The 21,247-nt window shown below is 43.1% G+C and carries 20 protein-coding genes; 11 read left to right on the top strand and 9 right to left on the bottom strand.

The features are described from left to right. Positions 1-6: 6 nt before the first annotated feature. Entirely contained in the window at positions 7-1,464 is a 1,458-nt protein-coding gene (betB, locus tag ACXAH2_RS00360; protein ID WP_475075737.1) for a betaine-aldehyde dehydrogenase, read from the bottom strand. 292 nt (positions 1,465-1,756) lie between these two features. Beyond that, on the bottom strand, positions 1,757-2,062 hold the full coding sequence (locus ACXAH2_RS00365) for an isoamylase early set domain-containing protein (protein WP_475075738.1): 306 nt from the start codon (positions 2,060-2,062) through the stop codon (positions 1,757-1,759). A 400-nt stretch (positions 2,063-2,462) separates the two neighbouring features. On the opposite strand from ACXAH2_RS00365, the gene ACXAH2_RS00370 reads away from it, so the two are divergent. Next, positions 2,463-2,594 (top strand): hypothetical protein, encoded by a 132-nt coding sequence (locus tag ACXAH2_RS00370; RefSeq protein WP_475075739.1) that lies wholly within the window; start codon positions 2,463-2,465, stop codon positions 2,592-2,594. 1 nt (position 2,595) lies between these two features. Here the strand turns inward: ACXAH2_RS00370 and olsF are convergent, their stop codons facing one another. From olsF to ACXAH2_RS00395, 5 genes are all read right to left on the bottom strand, one after another. Continuing rightward, a complete protein-coding gene (gene olsF, locus ACXAH2_RS00375) occupies positions 2,596-4,308 on the bottom strand; it encodes a bifunctional ornithine lipid synthase OlsF (protein WP_475075741.1) in 1,713 nt (570 codons plus the stop codon). A 187-nt stretch (positions 4,309-4,495) separates the two neighbouring features. Continuing rightward, entirely contained in the window at positions 4,496-4,690 is a 195-nt protein-coding gene (locus tag ACXAH2_RS00380; RefSeq protein WP_475075742.1) for a hypothetical protein, read from the bottom strand. 150 nt (positions 4,691-4,840) lie between these two features. Continuing rightward, positions 4,841-5,023, bottom strand: a complete 183-nt coding sequence (locus ACXAH2_RS00385) for a hypothetical protein (protein ID WP_475075743.1) — start codon at positions 5,021-5,023, stop codon at positions 4,841-4,843. A 183-nt stretch (positions 5,024-5,206) separates the two neighbouring features. Continuing rightward, complete coding sequence (locus tag ACXAH2_RS00390; RefSeq protein ID WP_475075745.1) at positions 5,207-5,902, bottom strand: ChrR family anti-sigma-E factor; 696 nt, start codon at positions 5,900-5,902, stop codon at positions 5,207-5,209. A 6-nt stretch (positions 5,903-5,908) separates the two neighbouring features. Continuing rightward, entirely contained in the window at positions 5,909-6,484 is a 576-nt protein-coding gene (locus tag ACXAH2_RS00395; RefSeq protein WP_475075747.1) for a sigma-70 family RNA polymerase sigma factor, read from the bottom strand. Between the two features lie 210 nt (positions 6,485-6,694). Between ACXAH2_RS00395 and ACXAH2_RS00400 the strand changes: the two genes are divergently transcribed. The 9 genes from ACXAH2_RS00400 to ACXAH2_RS00440 all read left to right on the top strand — a co-directional run bounded on the left by ACXAH2_RS00400 (position 6,695) and on the right by ACXAH2_RS00440 (position 15,290). After that, on the top strand, positions 6,695-7,135 hold the full coding sequence (locus ACXAH2_RS00400; RefSeq protein WP_475075749.1) for a nuclear transport factor 2 family protein: 441 nt from the start codon (positions 6,695-6,697) through the stop codon (positions 7,133-7,135). A 19-nt stretch (positions 7,136-7,154) separates the two neighbouring features. Beyond that, entirely contained in the window at positions 7,155-7,913 is a 759-nt protein-coding gene (locus tag ACXAH2_RS00405; RefSeq protein WP_475075750.1) for an SDR family NAD(P)-dependent oxidoreductase, read from the top strand. A gap of 65 nt (positions 7,914-7,978) precedes the next feature. Next, entirely contained in the window at positions 7,979-9,229 is a 1,251-nt protein-coding gene (locus ACXAH2_RS00410) for an NAD(P)/FAD-dependent oxidoreductase (protein ID WP_475075752.1), read from the top strand. Beyond that, positions 9,229-10,008: a DUF1365 domain-containing protein gene (locus ACXAH2_RS00415; RefSeq protein WP_475075754.1), complete on the top strand. Its 780-nt coding sequence runs from the start codon at positions 9,229-9,231 to the stop codon at positions 10,006-10,008. Before ACXAH2_RS00410 ends, ACXAH2_RS00415 begins: the two co-directional genes overlap by 1 nt. Positions 10,009-10,039: 31 nt before the next feature. Further along, positions 10,040-11,311: a class I SAM-dependent methyltransferase gene (locus tag ACXAH2_RS00420; protein WP_475075756.1), complete on the top strand. Its 1,272-nt coding sequence runs from the start codon at positions 10,040-10,042 to the stop codon at positions 11,309-11,311. A gap of 4 nt (positions 11,312-11,315) precedes the next feature. Further along, positions 11,316-11,837: a DUF2878 domain-containing protein gene (locus ACXAH2_RS00425; protein ID WP_475075758.1), complete on the top strand. Its 522-nt coding sequence runs from the start codon at positions 11,316-11,318 to the stop codon at positions 11,835-11,837. Between the two features lies 1 nt (position 11,838). Beyond that, positions 11,839-12,561 (top strand): hypothetical protein, encoded by a 723-nt coding sequence (locus ACXAH2_RS00430; RefSeq protein WP_475075760.1) that lies wholly within the window; start codon positions 11,839-11,841, stop codon positions 12,559-12,561. 15 nt (positions 12,562-12,576) lie between these two features. Further along, positions 12,577-13,116 (top strand): DUF3833 domain-containing protein, encoded by a 540-nt coding sequence (locus tag ACXAH2_RS00435; RefSeq protein WP_475075761.1) that lies wholly within the window; start codon positions 12,577-12,579, stop codon positions 13,114-13,116. A gap of 200 nt (positions 13,117-13,316) precedes the next feature. Next, the gene (locus tag ACXAH2_RS00440) at positions 13,317-15,290 is read left to right on the top strand and encodes a methyl-accepting chemotaxis protein (RefSeq protein ID WP_475075762.1); all 1,974 of its coding nucleotides are present in this window, start codon (positions 13,317-13,319) and stop codon (positions 15,288-15,290) included. A gap of 137 nt (positions 15,291-15,427) precedes the next feature. Here ACXAH2_RS00440 and ACXAH2_RS00445 read toward each other — a convergent pair whose 3' ends face one another. Next, complete coding sequence (locus tag ACXAH2_RS00445; protein WP_475075764.1) at positions 15,428-17,164, bottom strand: methyl-accepting chemotaxis protein; 1,737 nt, start codon at positions 17,162-17,164, stop codon at positions 15,428-15,430. 374 nt (positions 17,165-17,538) lie between these two features. Here ACXAH2_RS00445 and ACXAH2_RS00450 point away from each other — a divergent pair, with 374 nt between their 5' ends. Then, a complete protein-coding gene (locus ACXAH2_RS00450; RefSeq protein ID WP_475075765.1) occupies positions 17,539-19,800 on the top strand; it encodes a penicillin acylase family protein in 2,262 nt (753 codons plus the stop codon). Between the two features lie 68 nt (positions 19,801-19,868). Here the strand turns inward: ACXAH2_RS00450 and ACXAH2_RS00455 are convergent, their stop codons facing one another. Then, on the bottom strand, positions 19,869-21,140 hold the full coding sequence (locus ACXAH2_RS00455) for a glycosyltransferase (RefSeq protein ID WP_475075767.1): 1,272 nt from the start codon (positions 21,138-21,140) through the stop codon (positions 19,869-19,871). Between the last annotated feature and the right edge of the window lie 107 nt (positions 21,141-21,247).

Consider the following 21,247-nt stretch of genomic DNA (forward strand, 5'->3'; position numbering starts at 1 on the left):
TCTCGCTTAATAAGGGTTCTGAATGTCATTCAAATCGACAAAAATACTTTTGTTTTGTGTGTAGTGGTATAAAGTATCTATGCCATTTTCACGACCAATACCGGACTCTTTGTAACCGCCTACTGGCATTTCCGCAGGAGAGGCGCCCCAAGCGTTAATCCAACAAATACCCGCTTGCAATTGATTAATCACACGGTGAGCACGAGCGAAGTCCTTGGTAAAGACACCTGCCGCTAAGCCCAATTTTGTGTCGTTAGCGCGCGCAATGGCGTCGTCTTCGTCTTTAAAACTCAATACGGACATGACTGGGCCAAAGATCTCATCTTTTATTTGTGGCATGTCATCGGTACAGTCGGTGAAGACAGTTGGTGCCACAAACGCACCCTTGTCTAGACCGTTTTCTGTTACTTGGTAACCGCCACATAGTAAGGTCGCTCCTGCGTCTTTTGCCGCTTGGATGTAACCCAAAACCTTCTGCATGTGATTTTTCGAGATCAAAGCGCCAACTTGCGTTGCCATGTCCATTGGGTCTCCGACAACCATGGCTTCGGTGCGTTCTTTTAGCTCTTTGGTGAAGGCTTCTAACATGTCTTCGTGGACAAAGACACGTGTGCCGTTAGTACAAACTTCACCTTGGGTATAGAAGTTGGCCAGCATAGCAGCAGAAACCGCTTGATCGATTGGCATGTCTGGGAAGATGATCATAGGGGACTTGCCACCCAACTCCATGGTCACTTCTTTAAGAGACTGAGCTGACGCCGCCATGACTTTTTTACCTGTACCCACTTCACCCGTGAAGGATACTTTGTCGATATCAGGATGATTGGTGATCATTTGACCAGTACGACCATCACCTTGTACTACGTTGAAAACACCGTCAGGTAAACCGGCTTCGGTAAAGATTTCCGCCAGTTTGAGTGCGGTTAATGGGGTTTCTTCAGAGGGTTTGAAGATCATCGCATTGCCGGCTGCCAGTGCTGGGCCTGATTTCCACATGGCGATCTGAATAGGGTAGTTCCATGCGCCAATACCCGCACAAATCCCTAGCGGCTCACGGCGAGTGTAAAAGAAGTTACCATTGCCCAAATCTTGGTATTCGCCTTGAATTTTATCGGTTAGGCCCGCGTAATATTCGATCACATCGGCACCGGTTTCGATGTCGACACAGATGGCTTCTTGTAGTGGTTTACCTGTGTCTAATACTTCCAGCTTAGCCAATTCTTCGTTACGTTCACGTAGCATGTCTGCGGCTTTTTTAAGAATGCGACCACGTTCTACCGGGCTCATTGCCGCCCAGACTTTTTGACCTTGTTTGGCTGATTCAACTGCAGCATCGAGCTCTGCTTGTCCAGCATGTTCTACCGTTGCGATGACTTTCCCAGTAGCTGGGTTGATGGTTTCGAAATGTTCACCGCTGGTGGATGCATGGTAGCGGCCATGAATGTATTGCTGCTTGTGTGCCATGTTGTTTGCCTCTCTTGATTGGGTTCAATACCCTGTTTTTAGTCGAATCAAGGTATGAATTTTTTATTAAACGCGCATTTAATAAAAAACATTGTAACATTTTTACTTACGAATATCAGCCTGCCGACTAAGGGCGACGCAAAGAGTTCGATTGGGCGTCGTTTCATATGAGTTTAGTGATGTTTTATGACAGGATGAGTAGAAATAAGCAGATGTATGGCTAAGAAAAACGGCACCTCAATTTAGCGGTGATCATGAGGTGCCGTAAAATAGACAAGGGTAGTCGATAGCATTAGAGGTTTAATACACCGTTGTTGTCATGGCTAATTGGGCTTGGCACATAGGCGTCGGCCATATCATCATTAAGCCAATAAACATTGTCAGCGACATAGCGAAATTGGTAAGTGTTATCTACTTCCAAGTTTAACGTTGACGCGTACAAACCGGTTTTTTGTTTCCTGAGCGGATTGGCTTCCGCATCCCAGTTATTAAAATCCCCCACGACAGACACTTTACTGGCGTCACCAATGGCTTCTGCAGGTAAGGAAAACTTTACTTTGCATTCTGGCTTAGTCTTTAGGTAGGTTTTCTCAATCATTTCCAGCTCCATATGATCTAACAAAAGAAACATCAATAAAAAGGCTACTGCAAAAGCCTGAGGACAAACGAGATACATGATTAATCCAAGCTAAAGCAAGGCTTGAGCCAGATTTGGTAACTCATTAACGTCAAAAGAAAACTTGTTTACCAACGGATAAACAAAGGTTTTTCTTATTGCTTAAGACCGATTTTTGCCCCAAATTGGCGCTTTAGGAAAGTACAGATAAGTTTTCCTTTAGTCTTAGTTGGAAGATCAAGCGAGCGTTCTGTGTTGACCTTGATCACACCATTCGCCGTTTTTCTCTTCCTTTCTTATTATAGGATGTAAATTCACATTCTACTTGACTGAATTAAGCTAGACTGAAAAGACACTAACAAAAAGTATAAAGAGGTGTGCAATGGATATTGAATTGATTGTCCTCATGATTTTGAGTGTTCTGTTGGTCGTCAAAATCGCCTACTTGGTGATGGTGAAAAAAATACCAGAAGAGCCCAAAGACTCTTCTCGTCATGACCATCATGGATCTTGAGTTATTGGCCTCGGTAGCGCTTGTTTTTCGCTTCTTTCACTGTGTTAAGGTCGACCAAAACCAAACCGTCTACACAGTAGCCAAAGTCGGCATCTACGCCAAAGTCTAAGAAGCGAACGCCGCCAGGTTCGCATAATTCACTGTACTGTTTGAATAAGGTCGGAACGCTCGCGCCAAAGTGTCCTAGTTGTTCTTTTAGCACTTTAAAGTCTTCTTCATAGTTGTCACCCTTAAACATATTTTGGATGATGTCCTTGTGCTCTGGATTTACCTGATAAGGGGTGAAAGAACGAGCCAAATGTTCTTTGTCGGCAAAATACAGCTGATAAAAAGAGACAATAAAGTCTTTTGCCGCCTGCGGATAACTGTTGCTAAGGCTGACAGGGCCAAACATATAGCGAATCTCAGGATGACGATTCAGATAGGCGCCAATGCCGTACCATAAATAATCTAGGCTGCGTTTGCCCCAGTATTTTGGTTGTACAAAACTGCGACCCAGTTCGATGCCTTGTTCAAAGTAAGACTCCATGTCACAGGAATAGCGAAACAGTTCGGCACTGTAGATACGATTGGATGATTCCTCTTTCATGTAGCGCGCAACTTCGCCAATGCGATAAGCCCCAACAATTTCCAGTTCTTCTTCGTCCCAAAGAATCAGGTGGCGGTAATATTGGTCGAACTTGTCTAGGTCTGAGCGTTCTCCTGTGCCTTCGCCCACTTTGCGAAATGCTACTTCCCGTAAACGACCAATTTCCTTCATGGTGACAGAGGCCGCATCATAGTCGAATAAATAGATTTGTTTATTATCTTTGGTGCTGCCCAAATGTTGTGACTGTTTTAGTTCGTGTTTGATGAGCTGACGATTCTGTGGATGATCTACTGTTTTTTCCGTTTTCAGCAAAGGCTTTTTGCCTTTGGCGATGCGGTACAAATGACGTTTCACCAGTTTGTTTTTTTCTTTGTCACTTAATGGCAATTGAGCCACTTCCTGAATGGGAATGGCTTGTCCCACTTGCATTGGAATCTTGCGATTACGCTGACGAAACATTTCATTGGCAAGTTGAAGGGTGGACAAGGGGCGATACACTAAAGAGCTGGTGTAAAACAGCATGGAATTGCGGCCACCAATATGCACTGGTAATAATGGACTATTGGTTTTTTGCGCCAATTTAAGATAGTTTTGATTCCATTTTTGGTCTTTTACGCCACTGGGTGACATGCGAGAGACTTCACCAGCGGGGAAAATAATAATGGCTTCTTCATTGTGCAGACAGCTCATGATGGCCTTAAGCTGCATTCTGCCCGTTTTTCCGCCCAGGTTATCCACTGGTAATACTAGGTTTTTGAGCCCATCAAATCCCATCAACATATCGTTCGCTATGATTTTGACATCGGGACGAATCTCGCCAACCAAACGTAATAATGCGAGTCCATCCAGTGCGCCTAATGGATGATTGGCAATGATCATGACACGACCCACTGCTGGAATATTGCGCCTATCCATTTGACTGACTTGGTAACCAAAGTTGAAATGATCTAAAACGCGATCAATGAATTCAAACCCAGCGCAACCATCGTTCTGTTCAAGGAACTCGTTCACTTCATTTTCATGAAATAAGCGCTTTAATAGGCTTAAAGTTGGACGAGTAATTAATGGACTTTTGTCGAAAAACTGAGGTGATTTACTGGCAATCATTTGCTCGACTTGTATCACGATGGCGCTCCGCTCTGAATAAACTTTTGATGATTTATCACTCAGAGTAGTGGGAGGATGTGACAAGCGGGTGAAGCTTATGTGTCGAAAAGATGACCAATTTTTAACAGAAAAATGTCAGCCTGTTGTCTGTTCTGTTAAAAGGATATCGAATTATTAAATACAGCAAATAGAAAAGTCTGATTGATCACTCGTCAGTAGACTCTTCTTCAAAGCGATAAAAGAAGTTCCATATGCAATAGATGGTCAGTAATACAGCGAGACTGGCCCACAGTGGTTCATCATAAAGCCATTCGATGGCAGCCCAAATGCCGCAGACTAGGGTGGCGACTACGCGGCGCCAGAAAGGTTGGAAAAATTGGCGATCGGTTTCATTTAACATGTTGTGTACCTACGAAAAGGACAATTATTGTTATTCGAATAATGAAAGCACTATGGCGACGATGCAATGTGTTTTTTGTCTTATTGATGCGAATGGTGAAAAGGGTAGAGTGGGGCAGGCCCAGGTGAAAAACACATGAGCCTGAAAATATTACTGCGCTTTGGTTTTGCTGTTGCCCAAGGATATATGGCGTGACCCAGTCGTTTGCGATTGACCACTGACACCTGAGTCAATTTTGTTAATTTGTCCACCACGTGCAAGAAACTCTTGCATTTGTTTTTCAATGGATTCCGAGGTTTCCGTTGCCGCTGGCTGTTTCTTTTTTGTGGCCATGAGAAGAGTCCTTGTTGTGAATTTGAACAATGACTATATCAGACTTTCACATTTTTTTCTTGTTTAGGTTAAAAAACATTCACTTAGCGAACGGCAGCAAGAGAGAAATTAACGGTGAATAAAAGCTAAACCTGCAAGAAGAGAAAGTGATAAGAGATCTTAATTGTCTCTTATCACTCTGTTCTAAAGGTTGGTGTGCGGGTGGTAACGACGCAAGATAGGGTTAAGTAAACGTGTGAACCATCCAGTGAATTCGATCGGTGCATCCAATACAGTCAAACAAATGCATTCAGCATCTTTGGTGACAATGGGTTTGTGTTTGTGGCGTGCATCACGGCTTATAAAGTCACCTTTGCGGTATATTCCGCTTTCATCAGAAAATGCCCCTTCCAATACCAGCGTAATTTCATCACCTGTGTGCGTGTGCGTGGGCATGTGCGCGCCTGGTTTCACCCGTGTTAAGGCAATTTGCGCACCACCTTCTTCATTGTGCAAAGTGGCGATCTTAAAAGAAGGCGATAAATGCATCCATTGAAGTTCGTTATAGTCATGATGAATGAACTGTCGCAAACTCTGTGGAATCAAGTAACCCTTGCTGTTGTCCCTTTGTGGTAAGGGTTTTTTAACCGTCGTGTCGCTGGGTATCGCTTCTTGCTTTGATAGTTTTGCAAAGAACTGGTCTTTTAAATGTCTGACTGATTGAGTCGGCATGGTATTTTGCTCAAACAGTTCAGCGCCAAGTGCTTCAAGCCTCATTAGTTGCTTTTGACACTCAGGACATTGTTCTAAATGGGTCGACACACACAGAGAATGTGCAAGCGGCAAGGCACCGGCAGCATAGTCAGTTAATGTTTCGATTGATGGATGGTAGTGAGTCATCACATACTACCTCTTAACGTATATGGTCAATTTCTGGAGCGCCAAACGCACCCGAGATTTAATGGTTCCAAGGGGCAGAGATAATTCTTCTGCGGCTTCTTTGTGAGTTTTGCCTTCCAGATAAACTTTTGAAAGTACCTGTTTCTGATCAATTGGCAATTTATCAAGACTTTGTTGAATGCTTTGTTGATCGCGCTTTAGTTGAGCATCTTTAAAAGGATCGGCGCTTTCATCAACAACATTTTGCCAAAGATACTCGGGGTCAATATCTGACTGATAGCGACTGTTTTTACGTAAATAGTCTATCCGAGCGTTTCTTGCCAAGGTAAAAACCCATGTATTGAGTGACGCAGCTTCCGGTTTGTAAGTGTGTGCTTTATTCCATATACGAATCATTACTTCTTGAGCAATGTCGTCTGCCATTAGGTTCGCACCTGGCTGAGCGGCAAGGCAAAAGCTGCGAATTTTAGGCACATAATGGTCAAACAAGCGAGACAAAGCTACTTGATCACGTTGCTCTGCGATAGCAATCATGTCTTGCACTCTCTTTTTGTCTGGTTCTATTTTGTTTGCGCTTTCCATTTAGGGCTCCGAGTGATGGAGTATCGTCAAACTTTCTGACTGCGTTTTTTTCAATATATTTGTTACGCAGCCGCTCGAATTTTGGATCACAGTGCGCTGCTTTACAAATAGAAAAATAATAAATTGATCCATTTTGTCACCTTGTGCGTTTAATGAAACGTTGATTTTTTTAACTCAAATGCAACTACTGAACCAGAAGTGACGTGTATTATGGACTCTCAACTCGCTCCCAATTTACAACTGATAGAAAGTTTTAAAGATTTCTATCGCGATGTTAAACATCCCAAGCTTGGTAAAATTGATCAAGTTTATGCGGACAACATCATCTTTAAAGATCCCATCCATGAGTTGCGAGGGGCAGAAGCGTTACACGCCTATTTGTCTGAGATGAGCGTGAATGTTCAAAGCGGCCATTTCGAATACCTTGATCAGATAGTGTCCGACAACATGGCCTACATTAAGTGGAACATGCATTTTAAACACCCAAAACTTGGTAAGGACACCATATCGGTACGTGGTATGAGTCAAGTCCAGTTCCATGAATGCATTTATTTTCATGAAGACGTATACGACCTGGGGCAGCTTCTCTATGAAAATGTGCCCTTGTTGGGAAGTGTGGTTAAAGGTCTTAAAAGGCGTTTAGCTGTATAGTTTGAGGGAGTTTGCCATTATGAGCCAACACAATACGGTGTGGATTACCGGTGCCAGTTCAGGCATCGGTTTCGCTTTGGTAAAGCGCTACTTGCAAGCAGATTGGCGAGTCATTGCCAGTGCGCGATCAGCAGGGGATTTAAGTGAGTTAACAGCAAAGGACAGCCGTCTAACTTTTGTGCCATTCGATATAGTAGATAAAACAAAAATTGACAGGGTGCGTGACGAGATTGCCAAACAGGTGGATTGTATTGATTGTGCTATTCTTAATGCTGGTACCTGTGAATATTTAGACATAGAAGGCGAAGAAACGGATTGGCCTATGATGGAACGAATTATGTCAGTCAATTTCTTTGGCATGGTTAACAGTGTAGAAATGTGTTTGCCCTTGCTACAAAAATCTTCCCAGCCACATCTAGTAGGTATCAGTTCTCAGGCGGTACAAGCCGCCTTTCCAAGAGCCGAAGCTTATGGTGCCAGCAAAGCGGCAATTCGCTACTTTCTGTCATCATTACGTATGGATCTAAACCCCTTAGGTATTGATGTGACCTGTGTTTTACCCGGTTTTGTGGACACTCCGTTAACACGAAAAAATACTTTTGATATGCCTTTTTTAATGTCCGCTGACGACGCGGCTCAAGGTATCTATCGAGCCATACAAAAACGTCCTTATGAGTATGCTTTCCCTAGAGCTTTATCTGCTTTGCTTTGGTTGGGACGTCATTTCCCAGCATGGTGGTTAAAAAAGTTAGCACCGAAGAAAACAAACCATTTGTAACGAAAATAATAACGACAGGAACTCATATTAAGAGAAGAGACCATCCTGTTATGAGGAGAAAGTGAGTGAAAATCGCCATTATTGGTTCAGGGATTTCAGGATTAACCAGTGCTTATTTATTGCAGCAAAAACATGATGTGACGCTATATGAATCAGCGGAACGCATTGGTGGTCATACGGCGACAGTGGAAGTTCAAGAAGCGGGACGTATCAGAGCCATAGATACGGGTTTTATTGTATTTAATGATTGGACTTATCCAAACTTCATTCGTTTGATGGATGAGATTGGAGTGTCTTCTCGTCCAACGGAAATGAGTTTCAGTGTGAGTTGTCAGCGTACTGGTCTAGAGTATGGCGGAAACAATCTTAATACCCTGTTTGCACAGCGTCGTAACCTGCTTAATTTGCCCTATCTTGGTATGTTGAAAGACATTTTACGTTTTAACAAAGAAGCCATACAAGATTTGGAAAGGGGGCAATTAAAAGATGGCATCAAACTTGGTGAATATTTGGCGGAACGACGTTACGGTAAGCGTTTTGCTGAACATTATTTGATTCCTATGGGCAGTGCCATTTGGTCGTCTACTTTGGAAGAAATGATGGATTTCCCGCTCATCTTTTTTGTCCGCTTTTTTAAAAATCACGGTTTGCTTAGTGTCAATGATCGACCTCAATGGCGTGTCATTGAAGGTGGTTCTTCTGCGTATTTGCAGCCCTTGGTGGAGCGCTTCAAAGATAAGATTGTGTTAAGTGCTGACATTAAACAGGTGCAACGTTTAGACAATAGTGCGGTGTTGGAATTTGCTGACGGTAAGACAGAGATGTTTGATGAAGTGGTGTTTGCCTGTCACAGCGACCAAGCCTTGGCTTTGTTAGCGGATCCTAGTCAACAAGAGCAGGAAATCTTATCAGCCATTCCGTATCGTAATAATGAAGTGGTATTGCATACGGATACGCGTTTATTACCAAGGGCCAAATTGGCGTGGTCAAGTTGGAATTATCATTTGGATGAAGAGCAAAATAAGCCTGCAACCTTAAGTTACAACATGAACATACTTCAGCACTTGGACAGCGATACTACTTATGTGGTGACCTTGAATCAAACGCAAATGATTGATCAAAATAAGATTTTAGGTCGTTTTAATTACGCTCATCCAACTTTTACCATTGAAGGTATTGATGCTCAGGGGCGCTGGTCAGAAATCAATGGTGTTAATCATACTTGGTTCTGTGGTGCCTATTGGCGCAATGGTTTCCATGAAGATGGATGTTGGAGTGGCGTTCGTGTCGCAGAGGGATTGGGAGTAAATTGGTAATGTCGGCTTCTAGGTCACAGCCTACAGAGACGCACAGTGCCATTTATTATGGCACTGTGCGCCATCGTCGTTTTGAACCTCGTCATCATGCCTTTCAATATAAGGTCTTTATGATGTATTTCGATTTGGATGAATTGGATGACATTTTGGCGATGAGCCCTTGGTGGTCAACCCAATTTTGGTCATTGGCGCGCTTTGCTCGCAAAGATTATTTTGGTGATAACTGTCTTCCTATTAAGCAAGCAGTACAGGGAGAAGTCTTTCGTCAGCTTGGTATCGTTTTGAATGGGCCTGTGTGTATGCTCACTAACTGTCGTTACTTTGGTTTTATTATTAACCCTATCACTATTTATTACTGCTTTGATCAGGATAAGCAACTGCAAGCAATGTTGTTGGAGGTAACGAATACTCCGTGGGGAGAAAAGGTGGCTTACGTACTGAGATGTGATCCACAACAAGGTCGTCAGCGTATGCAGTTTGGTAAAGAAATGCACGTGTCCCCATTCCATCCGATGAATCATTATTATGATTGGCGGAGTAATCAGCCAGAGAACAAATTGACCGTGCATATGCAAAACAAAGTCTTAGGGTCCAACGAATGTGTTTTTGATGCCACTTTGGCTTTGTCTAAGTTGCCGATGAACAGTAAGAACCTGCGTAACATCTTGCTTTATTATCCTTTTATGACAGCAAAAGTGGCGTTCGGAATTTATTGGCAAGCAATGAAATTGTGGCTGAAAAGAGTGCCTTTTTATAGCCATCCTAAAACATTAACTTAAGTCGAGTAGCAATATAAGAGGTTCCACTAGTATGAGTTTGGCCAGTGTAGAAAATCATAAGCAAGCTAAGAAATCCTCTTCCTCCCGAATTGATGGCATGGCACGTAAAATGGTGTTTGCCATGTTAAATCGCCTTTCCATAGGCCACCTTACTCTTGAGGAAGAGGGTATGGTTTATTCCTTTGGAGAACCCCTTACCAAGGCTCAATACATAGCGCACATTCGTGTTGAAGATAAAACGGCTTATCGGGATGTTTTTTTCAACAGCAGCATAGGTTCTGGCGAAGCTTTTATGAAAGGTTATTGGTCATCCCCCGATTTAGTGGGGGTTATCCGCTTGATGGTGGCGAACTTAAATCTGATCAATAAGATGGATCAGAAGCGACCCATTTGGTCACGAATCGGCACTAAAATTCTGCACAAGATGAATGCCAATACCAAAAAAGGTTCTCGTGATAATATCTCTGCCCACTACGATTTAGGTAATGATTTTTTCTCGTTATTTCTTGATCCTACCATGATGTATTCCTCTGCCTTCTATCCTGAACAGAAAGCCTCTTTGGAGGAAGCTGCGGTATTTAAGTTGGATCGCGTTTGCCAAAAACTGCAATTGAAAGAAAGCGATCACTTACTTGAAATAGGTACGGGTTGGGGAGGCATGGCGATTCATGCCGCTAAGCATTATGGCTGTAAAGTCACTACAACGACCATTTCTCAAGAGCAATATGACTTTGCCAAGGCGCGTGTACACGCGGAAGGCTTACAAGACCAGGTCACACTTCTGCTTGACGATTATCGGGACTTGCAAGGTCAGTACGACAAACTGGTTTCAATCGAAATGATCGAAGCTGTCGGCCATGAATATTACGATAGCTACTTCAGTAAATGCAGTGAGCTGTTGAAGCCAGAAGGTTTGATGGTAATTCAAGCCATTACCATTGCCGATCAGCGTTATGATTATGCACGTCGTTCAGTTGATTTTATTCAGCGCTATATTTTTCCTGGTGGTTGTCTGCCTTCGAATCAGGTTATTGCTGATAAAATTGCCAAGAAAACTGATATGCAAATCGTTGGCTTAGAGGACATTACAGAACACTATGCGAAAACCTTAGCAGACTGGCGAACACGTTTTCATGGGGCCCGTCAGGAAATTTCTGCTATGGGCTTCGATGATGTGTTTTGTCGTATGTGGGATTTTTATCTCGCCTACTGTGAAGGGGGCTTTAAAGAGCGAGCCATCAGCACAGGGCAATTTATTTTCGCCAAACCTGGTCATCGCTTAACGCTTTCGACAGGACAATAACGCCATGGCAAAGAAGGCCATTTTAAATGGCATCTTATTCCAAATAGTATGGTTTATTTGTCTTTTAAGCGGCTCTTTCTGGGCGGTGCTTGCCACCGCCGTTTACCTTGTTTTGCACCAGTTTTTTTTCATCAAAAATGCCAAAGAATGGCGTCTCATTCTGCTGTTTCTAGGGCTCGGTTTATTGGTGGATGGCAGTTTGTTTCGTTGGTCTGTCTTTACCTCAGAGACAGAGCTTTGGACAGCACAAGGCGTTCCTCCATTGTGGCTATTATGTTTGTGGGTAAGCGTGGCTACCTTATTTGCTCACAGTTTGGTTTTTCTCCAACGAAGGTATTGGTTGGCGGCGGGATTTGGTTTGGTTGGTCCAACCATGAGTTATTTTGCCGGTGCCAATATGGCAGGGGTTTCTTTGGCACAACCTGTTTGGCAAAGCTTGTTGCTGGTGGCGGTTTTATGGGCAATGATTTTGCCTCTTGGCGTTTGGTTGACGCATAAATGGCAACTTACTGAAAAGCGGGATTAATATGTTGTATTCACTAAGGGGTGCTGTCTGTTTAGCCGTAATGGGTATGTTACTAAGCGGTGTGGTTGTGGCTTCACAAAGTTCAACACCTAGCTCTGCTTTTGGTCAGGTTTACAGTTTAGAAAGTGGGGAACTGCTCTACACAGAGCGACATCAGCGATTACCCGATCATCAGCATAGTGTGGTCTATTCTGAGCCGGATGGCCAGGTCTTTGCGCGTAAAAAAATTGACTTCTCTCAATCCTTGATACGTCCCAGTTTTCAACAGTTGAATCAGCGTAATGGCGAAGCCATTCAAGTGACTCAACAGGCTGACAACTTCTTAATACGTTATCGAGAAAGTGCCGACAGTAAAGAAGAGACGGAAGTCATTGGTGACAAAGCCAACATGGTCATAGACGCGGGCTTTGATGCCTTTGTGCGTCAATATTGGCAAACCCTAATGACAGGCAAAGCCATGGATGTTGAGTATCTAGTGCCCACTAAGCAAACGACTTTTTCCTTCCGTTTTCAGCAGGCGTCCTGTTTAGCAGACACGCCAGCGAATGCGGTTTGTTTTACTTTGTCATCGGTTTCTTGGCTAGTTAAATTAGCGGTTGATCCCATCGTTGTTGCTTATGACAAAGAGCTACAGCAACTGTTACGTTTTACTGGCCGTGCCAATATCAGCAATGCCGAAGGCAAATATCAAAGTGTTGATATTCGCTACCAATACGATGAATAACATCAGAGGACAACTATGAGACTCATATCATTGAAACACGGACTGATTATCCTATTTGCCAGCCTATTCTTATCTGCTTGCTCTACCACTGAGGTCTCCATTTACGCCAACAACACGCCGAAATTTGATCTGCAATCCTTTTTCTCTGGTGAGTTGCGGGCTCATGGCATATTGAAAAATCGCAGTGGTGAAGTCATTCGTTACTTCAATGCTACATTGGAGGGCCGTTGGGAAAATGGCGTGGGTACTTTAGCGGAAGTCTTTGTGTTTGATGATGGTGAAATACAAAATCGTACTTGGACTCTAACCCCAAACGCAGAAGGCCAATACATAGCCACCGCCAATGATGTGGTCGGTTCAGGCGAAGTGAAAATAGCTGGCAATGCTTTATTCATGAAATACGTGCTGCAAGTCCCATACGATGGCGACATCATTGAAGTGACAGTGGACGATCGCATGTACATGGTCAAAGACGGGGTGGTAATCAACGAGTCCGTAATGACCAAATTTGGTTTTGAAGTAGGCTATTTGTCTATCGTGATTGAGAAGGTTTAAAAAGAGACTTTTACTGACTCAAGAGGGGCTTATTCAATCACTATTCTGATCTGATTCACAATTTATTACATCAACAACTTGCTGACAGCCGCAATGCCAACTAGGTTTTTAGTTAACATGTTTAACAACCTTTAGGGATGAATTGCTCAATGCGGCCGATATCTTTATTGTCAAATTGGTTCAATCAATTAAGCTTGAAAATGAAGTTGTTGTGCTTGGTTTTTATTTTTATTGGCACATTGACCACGCTCATTCTTTATACAGTCATTTCATTAAATCAACAGTCCAATGATACTTTGGTGGTCAATATTGCTGGCCGTCAACGTATGCTGACGCAAAAAATCACCAAAGAATTTTTATTAGCATTAGAAGTGGCTAAGTTAACTCAGACCAAGCCAAATCTTGAGGCGGTACATAAATCGGAAAGGTTGTTTGATCAATCTCTTGACGCCTTAACCTATGGAGGGGAAACCTTTACGGATTTGGGCATGACTCAAGCGGTTGAACTTCCGCCTCCACCTAATGAAGACATTAAGGCTCAATTGGAAAGGGTTGCCGTGTTATGGAAGGCGCATGAGGAAAATATTGAACATATTGCTGCCGAGGAGTACGACGTTAATGTGTTGCAAATGATCAGTGAAAACAGCGTCAATGTATTGGCCAATATGAACAAGGCTGTGGTGATGTTTAGTCAGGCATCGCAAGCCAAAATTAAGCAAATGGTGAGAAATCAAATAATAGCAGCTGGGCTGACGTTTGTTTTAGTGGTTATTTTTTATGGATTAATTTTGCGCAACATTATGCGTTCTATCAACTTTGTTATCGATACGACACGTCAAATTGCTGATGGTAATTTGCAAAATCAACATAAGGATATAGTGAAGTATCCGAGTAATGAAATGGGCGATTTGATGCGCAATGTTGAGAAAATGCGGCTTTCCTTGCACGAAGTCATCGCATTGGTGCAGAAACACGGTCGACAAATGTCTCATTCAGCGCATCAGGTATCGGATATTTCTCATGAAATTTCGGTAACGGGGAAAGCACAACAGAAAAGCTCTAATGAGGTACATTCAGCCATTTCATCTTTATTGGAGGCGTCTAATGAAGTCAGTGACAATATTACGTTGGCCGCCAACAGCTCCAAAGACACCTTATCTATCTCGGCTGATGGTATTGAGTTGGTAAATAATAATATCCAACAATTTGATAGCGCTGTCAGGACGGTAAACCAAGCGGCACAACAATTGGGAGCACTCAAAGATTTCTCGGTGCAAATCAATGACATTATCGATTCCATCCATGATATTGCCGACCAAACCAATTTGCTGGCTTTGAATGCCGCAATAGAAGCTGCCAGAGCAGGTGAGCAGGGGCGTGGTTTTGCGGTGGTGGCCGATGAAGTTCGAAGTTTGGCAGCTCGTACTTCAAGTTCTAGTAAGGATATTTCCGAGTTGCTTGCTCAATTGATGGGCAAAGTCGACATCACTGTAACCTCGATGAACCAAGTGGTGGACATGGTCAATCAAGCGCAGCAAACGTCGAAGAAAACCATGGCCTCTTTTACTGCCATGTCGGAAGGCATTAGTACTACCTCGGAGAATACGGAAACGATCGCGCAATTGAACCAAAAACAAATGGATCACTTCGAAGTCTTGAGTAGAAAGCTGGATGACTTAGTGAATGGTTTAGATGAAAGTAACAGTAAAGCCAATACCACTGCTATGGTGGCGGATGACCTTTACCATATCTCTGAGAAGCTGGAAACGCATCTACAAGGCTTTATGACCGAAACCCATGAATTTGTGGCGAAAGCGGATAATGAAAAACGTGATGCTCCTCGATCGGAAAATAAAATGCGGTTGTATGTGGAACAAGGCGACATGTCTGGGGAAGGAATGACCAATGACATCAGTATGCAAGGCATTAAATTTCGTTCCAAATTGCAATTGGATCCTCAGTTGCTTGTTAGTTTGCAAATTGTGTTACCAGAAGACATTAAAAGGCATGGCAGCCAAGCACTCTTGTCTTTAAAAGCGAATATTATCCGCACGGAGCAGCATAGTGCTTATTTTATTTATTCTCTCAAATTTGATGATGTGTCTGCGCAACAAGAGCAGGTCTTAAAAGCATTATTTACTTTCTTCAAGGGGCCTCATTCGTTTATGTCGTGAATGGGCTTTTGGATCGACACCCTTTATTGTCGTGGAACAAGGCAAATTGAGGGGCGCTTTACTCTGGTTTTCAAACTGAATCACCTTATTCCCATCATCAAGATATGCGCTCATCTTGATGATGGAAAAACGGCGAATTAATCGTCGTTGTTCATATAGGCAGACAATTGATCTACATGGCTTTTTGTCTCATCAATAAGGGAAGAAATTTCATGGGCGGATTCCGTTGTGCTCTTGGCAAGATTACGTACTTCGTCTGCTACCACGGCAAAACCTCGTCCAGCTTCCCCTGCGCGTGCGGATTCAATGGCGGCATTTAGGGCCAGTAAATTGGTTTGATCAGAAATGCCATTAATGGTCTGAATAATACTACCGATACGCTCTAAAACCTGAGACATAGCGCCGTGCGTTTTCTTGATCACAGCATTTCGTTCTGTGACGTCGGAACCATAAATCAAAATTTTACTGAGATTACCTTCCGCATCGAATACTGGTGTCATGGCAACGGCCAATATGAGTTCATTCATGGTCAATTCGGCATTGATAAATTCACCATTTTGTACCTTGTTCCACTGTTCGGAAGTAATGTAGGTATTGAGGTTTTTGGTATGGCTTTGCAAGGTAGCAAACTCGGTGATAGCAAAACTTTCCATCGCTTTAGGGTTAGCCAATTCCAGCTCTCCATTCGGACTAAACTCCATAACGATATTACTTAAGCTAATGGCCTCTAAGCGAACATCATTTTCTAAGGCTTTGCGTTTTGTTTCGTCAATGTTAGCCTGGATGGAGATGAACTTAATCAACTCACCATTTTTATCGAACACAGGATTAATGGCCAAACTGATCCAATAAGCATCGCCATGTTTATCGTAATTGAGGATTTCATCGTAGAAGGCAACACGATTGCGAAGATTATCAGCTATTCTTTCTACTGTGGCTTTGGATGTGTGTTCTCCTTGCAGAAACGAACCTGGTTTTTTGCCTATCACTTCTTCTAAGTCATAATGCGTCAGTTTGGTGAAGCCTGGATTGACGTATTCGATTAAGCCTTTATCATCAGTAATGACAACAGAATTGGCCGTTTCGTTGGCCACCAATGAAAGTGTGGCGAATTGTTCTTGCTGTAATTTTTGTGCCGTAATGTCTTTTACAAAAGCGGTGTAAAGAATTTTGCCATTTGATTCAATTTTTGACAGTGACAAGTTCGCCCAAATACTTCGGTCGTCGAGAGTTTCGATCTGAATGTCGCGAGAGGTGCCAACAATTTTATCGACGCCAGTCGTTCTGTTGGCATTGACCAGATTATCATGATTGCCCTGAATGGCTTTGGGTACCAACATTTTAACGTTGCTCCCTAATACTTTGTCTCTTGTGGTTCCCCAGAGTTTTTCTGCCGCCTTATTAAAAAAGATCACGTTATTGTTTTCATCAATAGTGATTACGCCATCAATACATTGTTCTAATGTTTGGTCAATTCTATCAATGGCTTCTTTTTGTGAGGAAATGTCTTTAATAAAGGCGGTATAGGTGATTTTACCATTCATTTTGATTCGAGAAAGTGCCAGATTACACCATATATTGGTGCCGTCTTTGCGTGGTACCAAGATGTCTCTGGATTGGCCGACAATTTTATCAATGCCCGTTGTACGGTTAGCGTTGACATAATCATCATGATTGGCTTGGATGGCTTTAGGTACCAACATCTTAACGTTATTGCCTAGCACTTCTGATCGCGTGTAGCCCCACAAATTCTCGGCCGCTTTATTGAAAAATGTGACCTTGTTGTTTTCATCGATACTAACGACCGCATCGATCGCTTGTTCTAGCACTTGTAAGGTACTGTCGGAAGATCCTGTAAACAATCCACGTAACATAATTTTTCCTCTAATGAGATAGATGCGTTTGGCAATAAAGAATTAGCTGGTTTCCTAATGTTGAGATTAGAGGAGATAGGTTTTTTTTCAAGTTAGGTATTTGAGGGCTTTTGTTAAGGTTTGTGTGAATGAAGGTGATTAAGGTGAGCGATTGAGTATTGCTTGTAGGGTAATCGTATAAGAGGGCTAACGATAGAGAAAAGCCAGATGGGAAGAGAAGAGGTTTGCCATCGCATTTAGATTTTTTGCGTCACAAGATGAAGATTGCGAAACTTTTTCTTTTCATCTTACTTTTTAGGTGTAGCATTCATATTATCCCTAAATGGATTAATAATGTATTTAAAACATGGATTTAGTTTGTAAGGAGACATTGCATGACGCAATACAAAGAAATTGGATTTTTCGATAAATGCTGGGGAGTATTGGTTGGCCTAGGGGTGATTGGTAAAGCATTTATCACCAAACCCACCCCTAAAACACTGCAGCAACGTCTGGCTATGTTACCAACGGATAAGCTAACACTGAGTGCTCCCGTTGACATCTATTGGAATCATCATCAGGTTCCTTTTGTGGATGCACAGTCAAAAACCGATCTGGCGCAAACATTAGGCTTAATTCACGGCCATTTAAGATTGGCGCAAATTGAAATCATGCGCTACTTGGGGATGGGGCGAATCTCTGAATTGATTGGTCCAATGGGCGCTGAAATTGACCGTTCTTTACGCTTATTGGATATTGCTAAGGCCGTGCCTGAGATGATAGCGACAATGGATTCAGAGACGCGTGAGTGGACAGAAAATTTTTTAACGGGTCTGAACACAGCGATTCTTCATTGTCCTGAGCTACCACACGAATGCAAAGTGTTGGGCATTCAACCAAAGCCATGGACGATGGAAGATTTGATGACCTTTACGCGCATTAATTCTGCTGATATCAGTTGGTTAGTTTGGTTAAAACTGTTGAAAGCCCGCAGAAGTATGTCGACAAAGGATTGGCAAGCTTTGTGGCCGACTTTGGTAAACGCCGACAGTCCGAGTGCCTATGCTGCACAAGGTCGGTTTAGTGCAGAACATGTACTGGCATTACAAACTCGCAGTGGTAGTAATTCCTCAGGGATTTCCGGCCAGCGTACCGAAAGTGGTTATGCCGCCATTGTCAGCGATCCACATTTGCCGATTGCCGCTCCCAGTCCCTGCCTGTTTATTGGTGCCAAAGCCCCAGGTATGCATTTGGTTGGGGCTATGATGCCGGGTATTCCATTTTTCCTATTGGGCAGAAACCAGCATATTGCTTGGGGGGCGACCAATCTACATGCACAAAGCAGTGATTTGTTCGATGTGTCCGATTTTACCGATGAACAGATAGAAGAAGAATGGCAAACGATTAAACCGCGCTGGAGCCGACCTCGCAAAATCAAACTGCGTCGAACCGCTCTTGGACCAATGGTCTCAGATGGTAAATTGATGCGCTGTGATCAAGCTGTGTCCATGCGCTGGCAAGGACATCAGGCAAGTAATGAAATAGGCGCTTTATTGACTATCTCTACTGCTAAGAGTTGGGAGGCATTTCATGATGCATTGACGTCCTTTGGTGTTGCTGGATTGAATATGGTCGCTGTGGGTGGTGAAGGTCAGCGAGCAGGTCATTGTTTGGCGGGACATTTGCCGAAACGCCCAAATCAGGCACCAGAGGATGTTATTTTACCCATTAGTGCGGCAGAAAATTGGCAAGATATGGCGAACACCAAAGACATGCCTGTTAGAGTGGATACTGCACAAGGCTTTGTGGTGTCAGCCAATCAACGACCAGAAAACAGTGATTTTCCAGTGGGTTACTTCTTTTCGCCCTATGATCGTAGTCAAAGGCTAACGGCGCTTTATCAACAAAATAGTAAGCTAACTTTTGCCGATTTTCGCGCCAGTCAGCTCGACGTGCTTATGCCCAGTGCATTGCCATTATGTCAGTTGTTTTTGCGCAGTATTGATGACAAGCGATACCCAGCTAACTTACAAAGTATGATTTTCTTATTGCAAGAGTGGGATGGTGGTTATCAAGCGGAGCGTGTTGAACCACTGGCGTTTGAACTTTTGCTTTGTGAAGTCGTTAAGCAATTGCAGTTGATGAAAACAGCGAAGCATTATCAGACCATTTGGATGGCCTATTCTCGTTTGCTGGATGATCTTCAAAAGGTGGCAACAGAGCAATTAGCCAATGCGGTTATTAAAGGGCTTAAAAAGCTGCGTAAACAACTTGTTCATCATTCGAACTGGGGAGATATTCACCGTTTACGATTTGACCATATGTTTGCACATCTGCCCTTTATTGGTCGTCGTTATCGCTTCGCTGATGTGCCGGCAAGTGGTGGTGCTAACACGGTAAATAAAACTGGCCATCCATTAGTCAGTAAAAAACACAAAGTCAGTTTTGGTTCTTGTATTCGTCATATCAGTGATATGAGCGATGAAGATAGCAATTATTTTGTCATGATAGGCGGTCAGGATGGCTGGATTGGCAGTGATAATTTTGCTGATCAAGTCGAGTTATGGCAAGCCGGTGAGTATATTCAGTTGCCAATGAAGCTGGAGACCGTGAAGCGTTTGTTTAAACACAAAACGGTCCTGCTTTCATGTGAATAATTTACCAGCTGTATTCATCGTCTAGAAAATGATTAGACGATGAATACAGCCTTGGGTGAATGGTTTGATTAAGGAATATAGCCAAACTCTTTTAAAGCCAGTATCGCATTTTCTACGCCATTCTCAGCGCGAATCTTCTGACCCAATTGGAAAGCATTTTGTTGGATCGCTGCTGAATTCGCATCGTCAATGTAACGCACTAATTGTGTTACCGAAAAGTTTTTTTGGTCCAGTGAGCCAGGAGAAACGTTAAGTCGTTTTAGGCACCAGGCCCAAAAGGGTTGGTCCGCCAAAAAAGGCACGATAATAGAAGGAATACCTGCTCTCGCTGCTGCGGCTGTCGTGCCAGCTCCGCCATGATGTATTGCCATACTAACACGGGGAAACAGCCAATCATGTGGGGCGTTGTCAATGAGACAAATTTGCTTTTCTAAGCCAGATATTTGTTCGCTTGATATGCCCCCCCATCCAGCAGCGAAAATCGCCCTATGGCCACTTAAGCGAATGGCAGCAAGGATTTTTTCCGTTAATTCAGCAGCATTGCCATTAAGCATGCTACCAAATCCTACATAGATGGGTTTAGAACCCTTATTGAGGAAATCTTCTAAATGTTTTGGCGGTTGCCAGCTAGCAGCTTGGTCATAAAACCAGAATCCGGATACGACAATATTTGCTTGCCAATCGTCTGGGTTTGGTAACAGATGCTGACTGTATCCATATATGATGGGTTTGTGTTTTAGCACGGGTAAATAATAAGGGCTGCGCCAAGGATAGGGCTTTAATCCCAATTGCTGACGAAGTTTGGTGTTGATCGCTGGACGTAAAATGTGCCAGCCGATCAAGCGAAAGACATGGTGACTAGCAAGGTTATACCATTCGATCACCTTGTCTTTTGGTAATGGTAATCCCATTGCTGGAATTTTTCGAGTAGGGGTCATAGGTTGAAGGTGTGATAGGGCAAAGGGAATGCCGAGTGATTCTGATAAAGAAGAAACTATGGGAACAGACATGCCATTACCTATCAGTAAATCTGCACCTTTCGCGGCATTGATACCTTGTGAGGCCCATTGATCCGCCATATTGAATAAGCCTCGGCGCGCAACCTTAAATACCGTAACAATACTCTTGCCCTTTTTAAGCTGTTCAGGGTTGGTTGCCATAAGTTCGAGAAAGTCAGCATGGATAGGCGAAAATTCTAATCCTGCGGATTCAACCAGAGGTTGAAATTTGATATTACAAACGAGACGCACCTGATGGTCTAATTTTTTGAGTCCACTGCCGAGCGCAACTAAAGGTCTTACATCTCCTTGTGTACCAATGGAAATAATAACTATTTTCATACTAACCTCCTGTATCGATGTCATAGAAACTGCGCTATCTTCGAATAGCCAACGCTGCTCTACATTCCTGACCTTGGAATATTTTGAGCATAGTGACTATAAATAGT

It is taken from the genome of Marinomonas sp. ABL3_031, assembly GCF_056161265.1.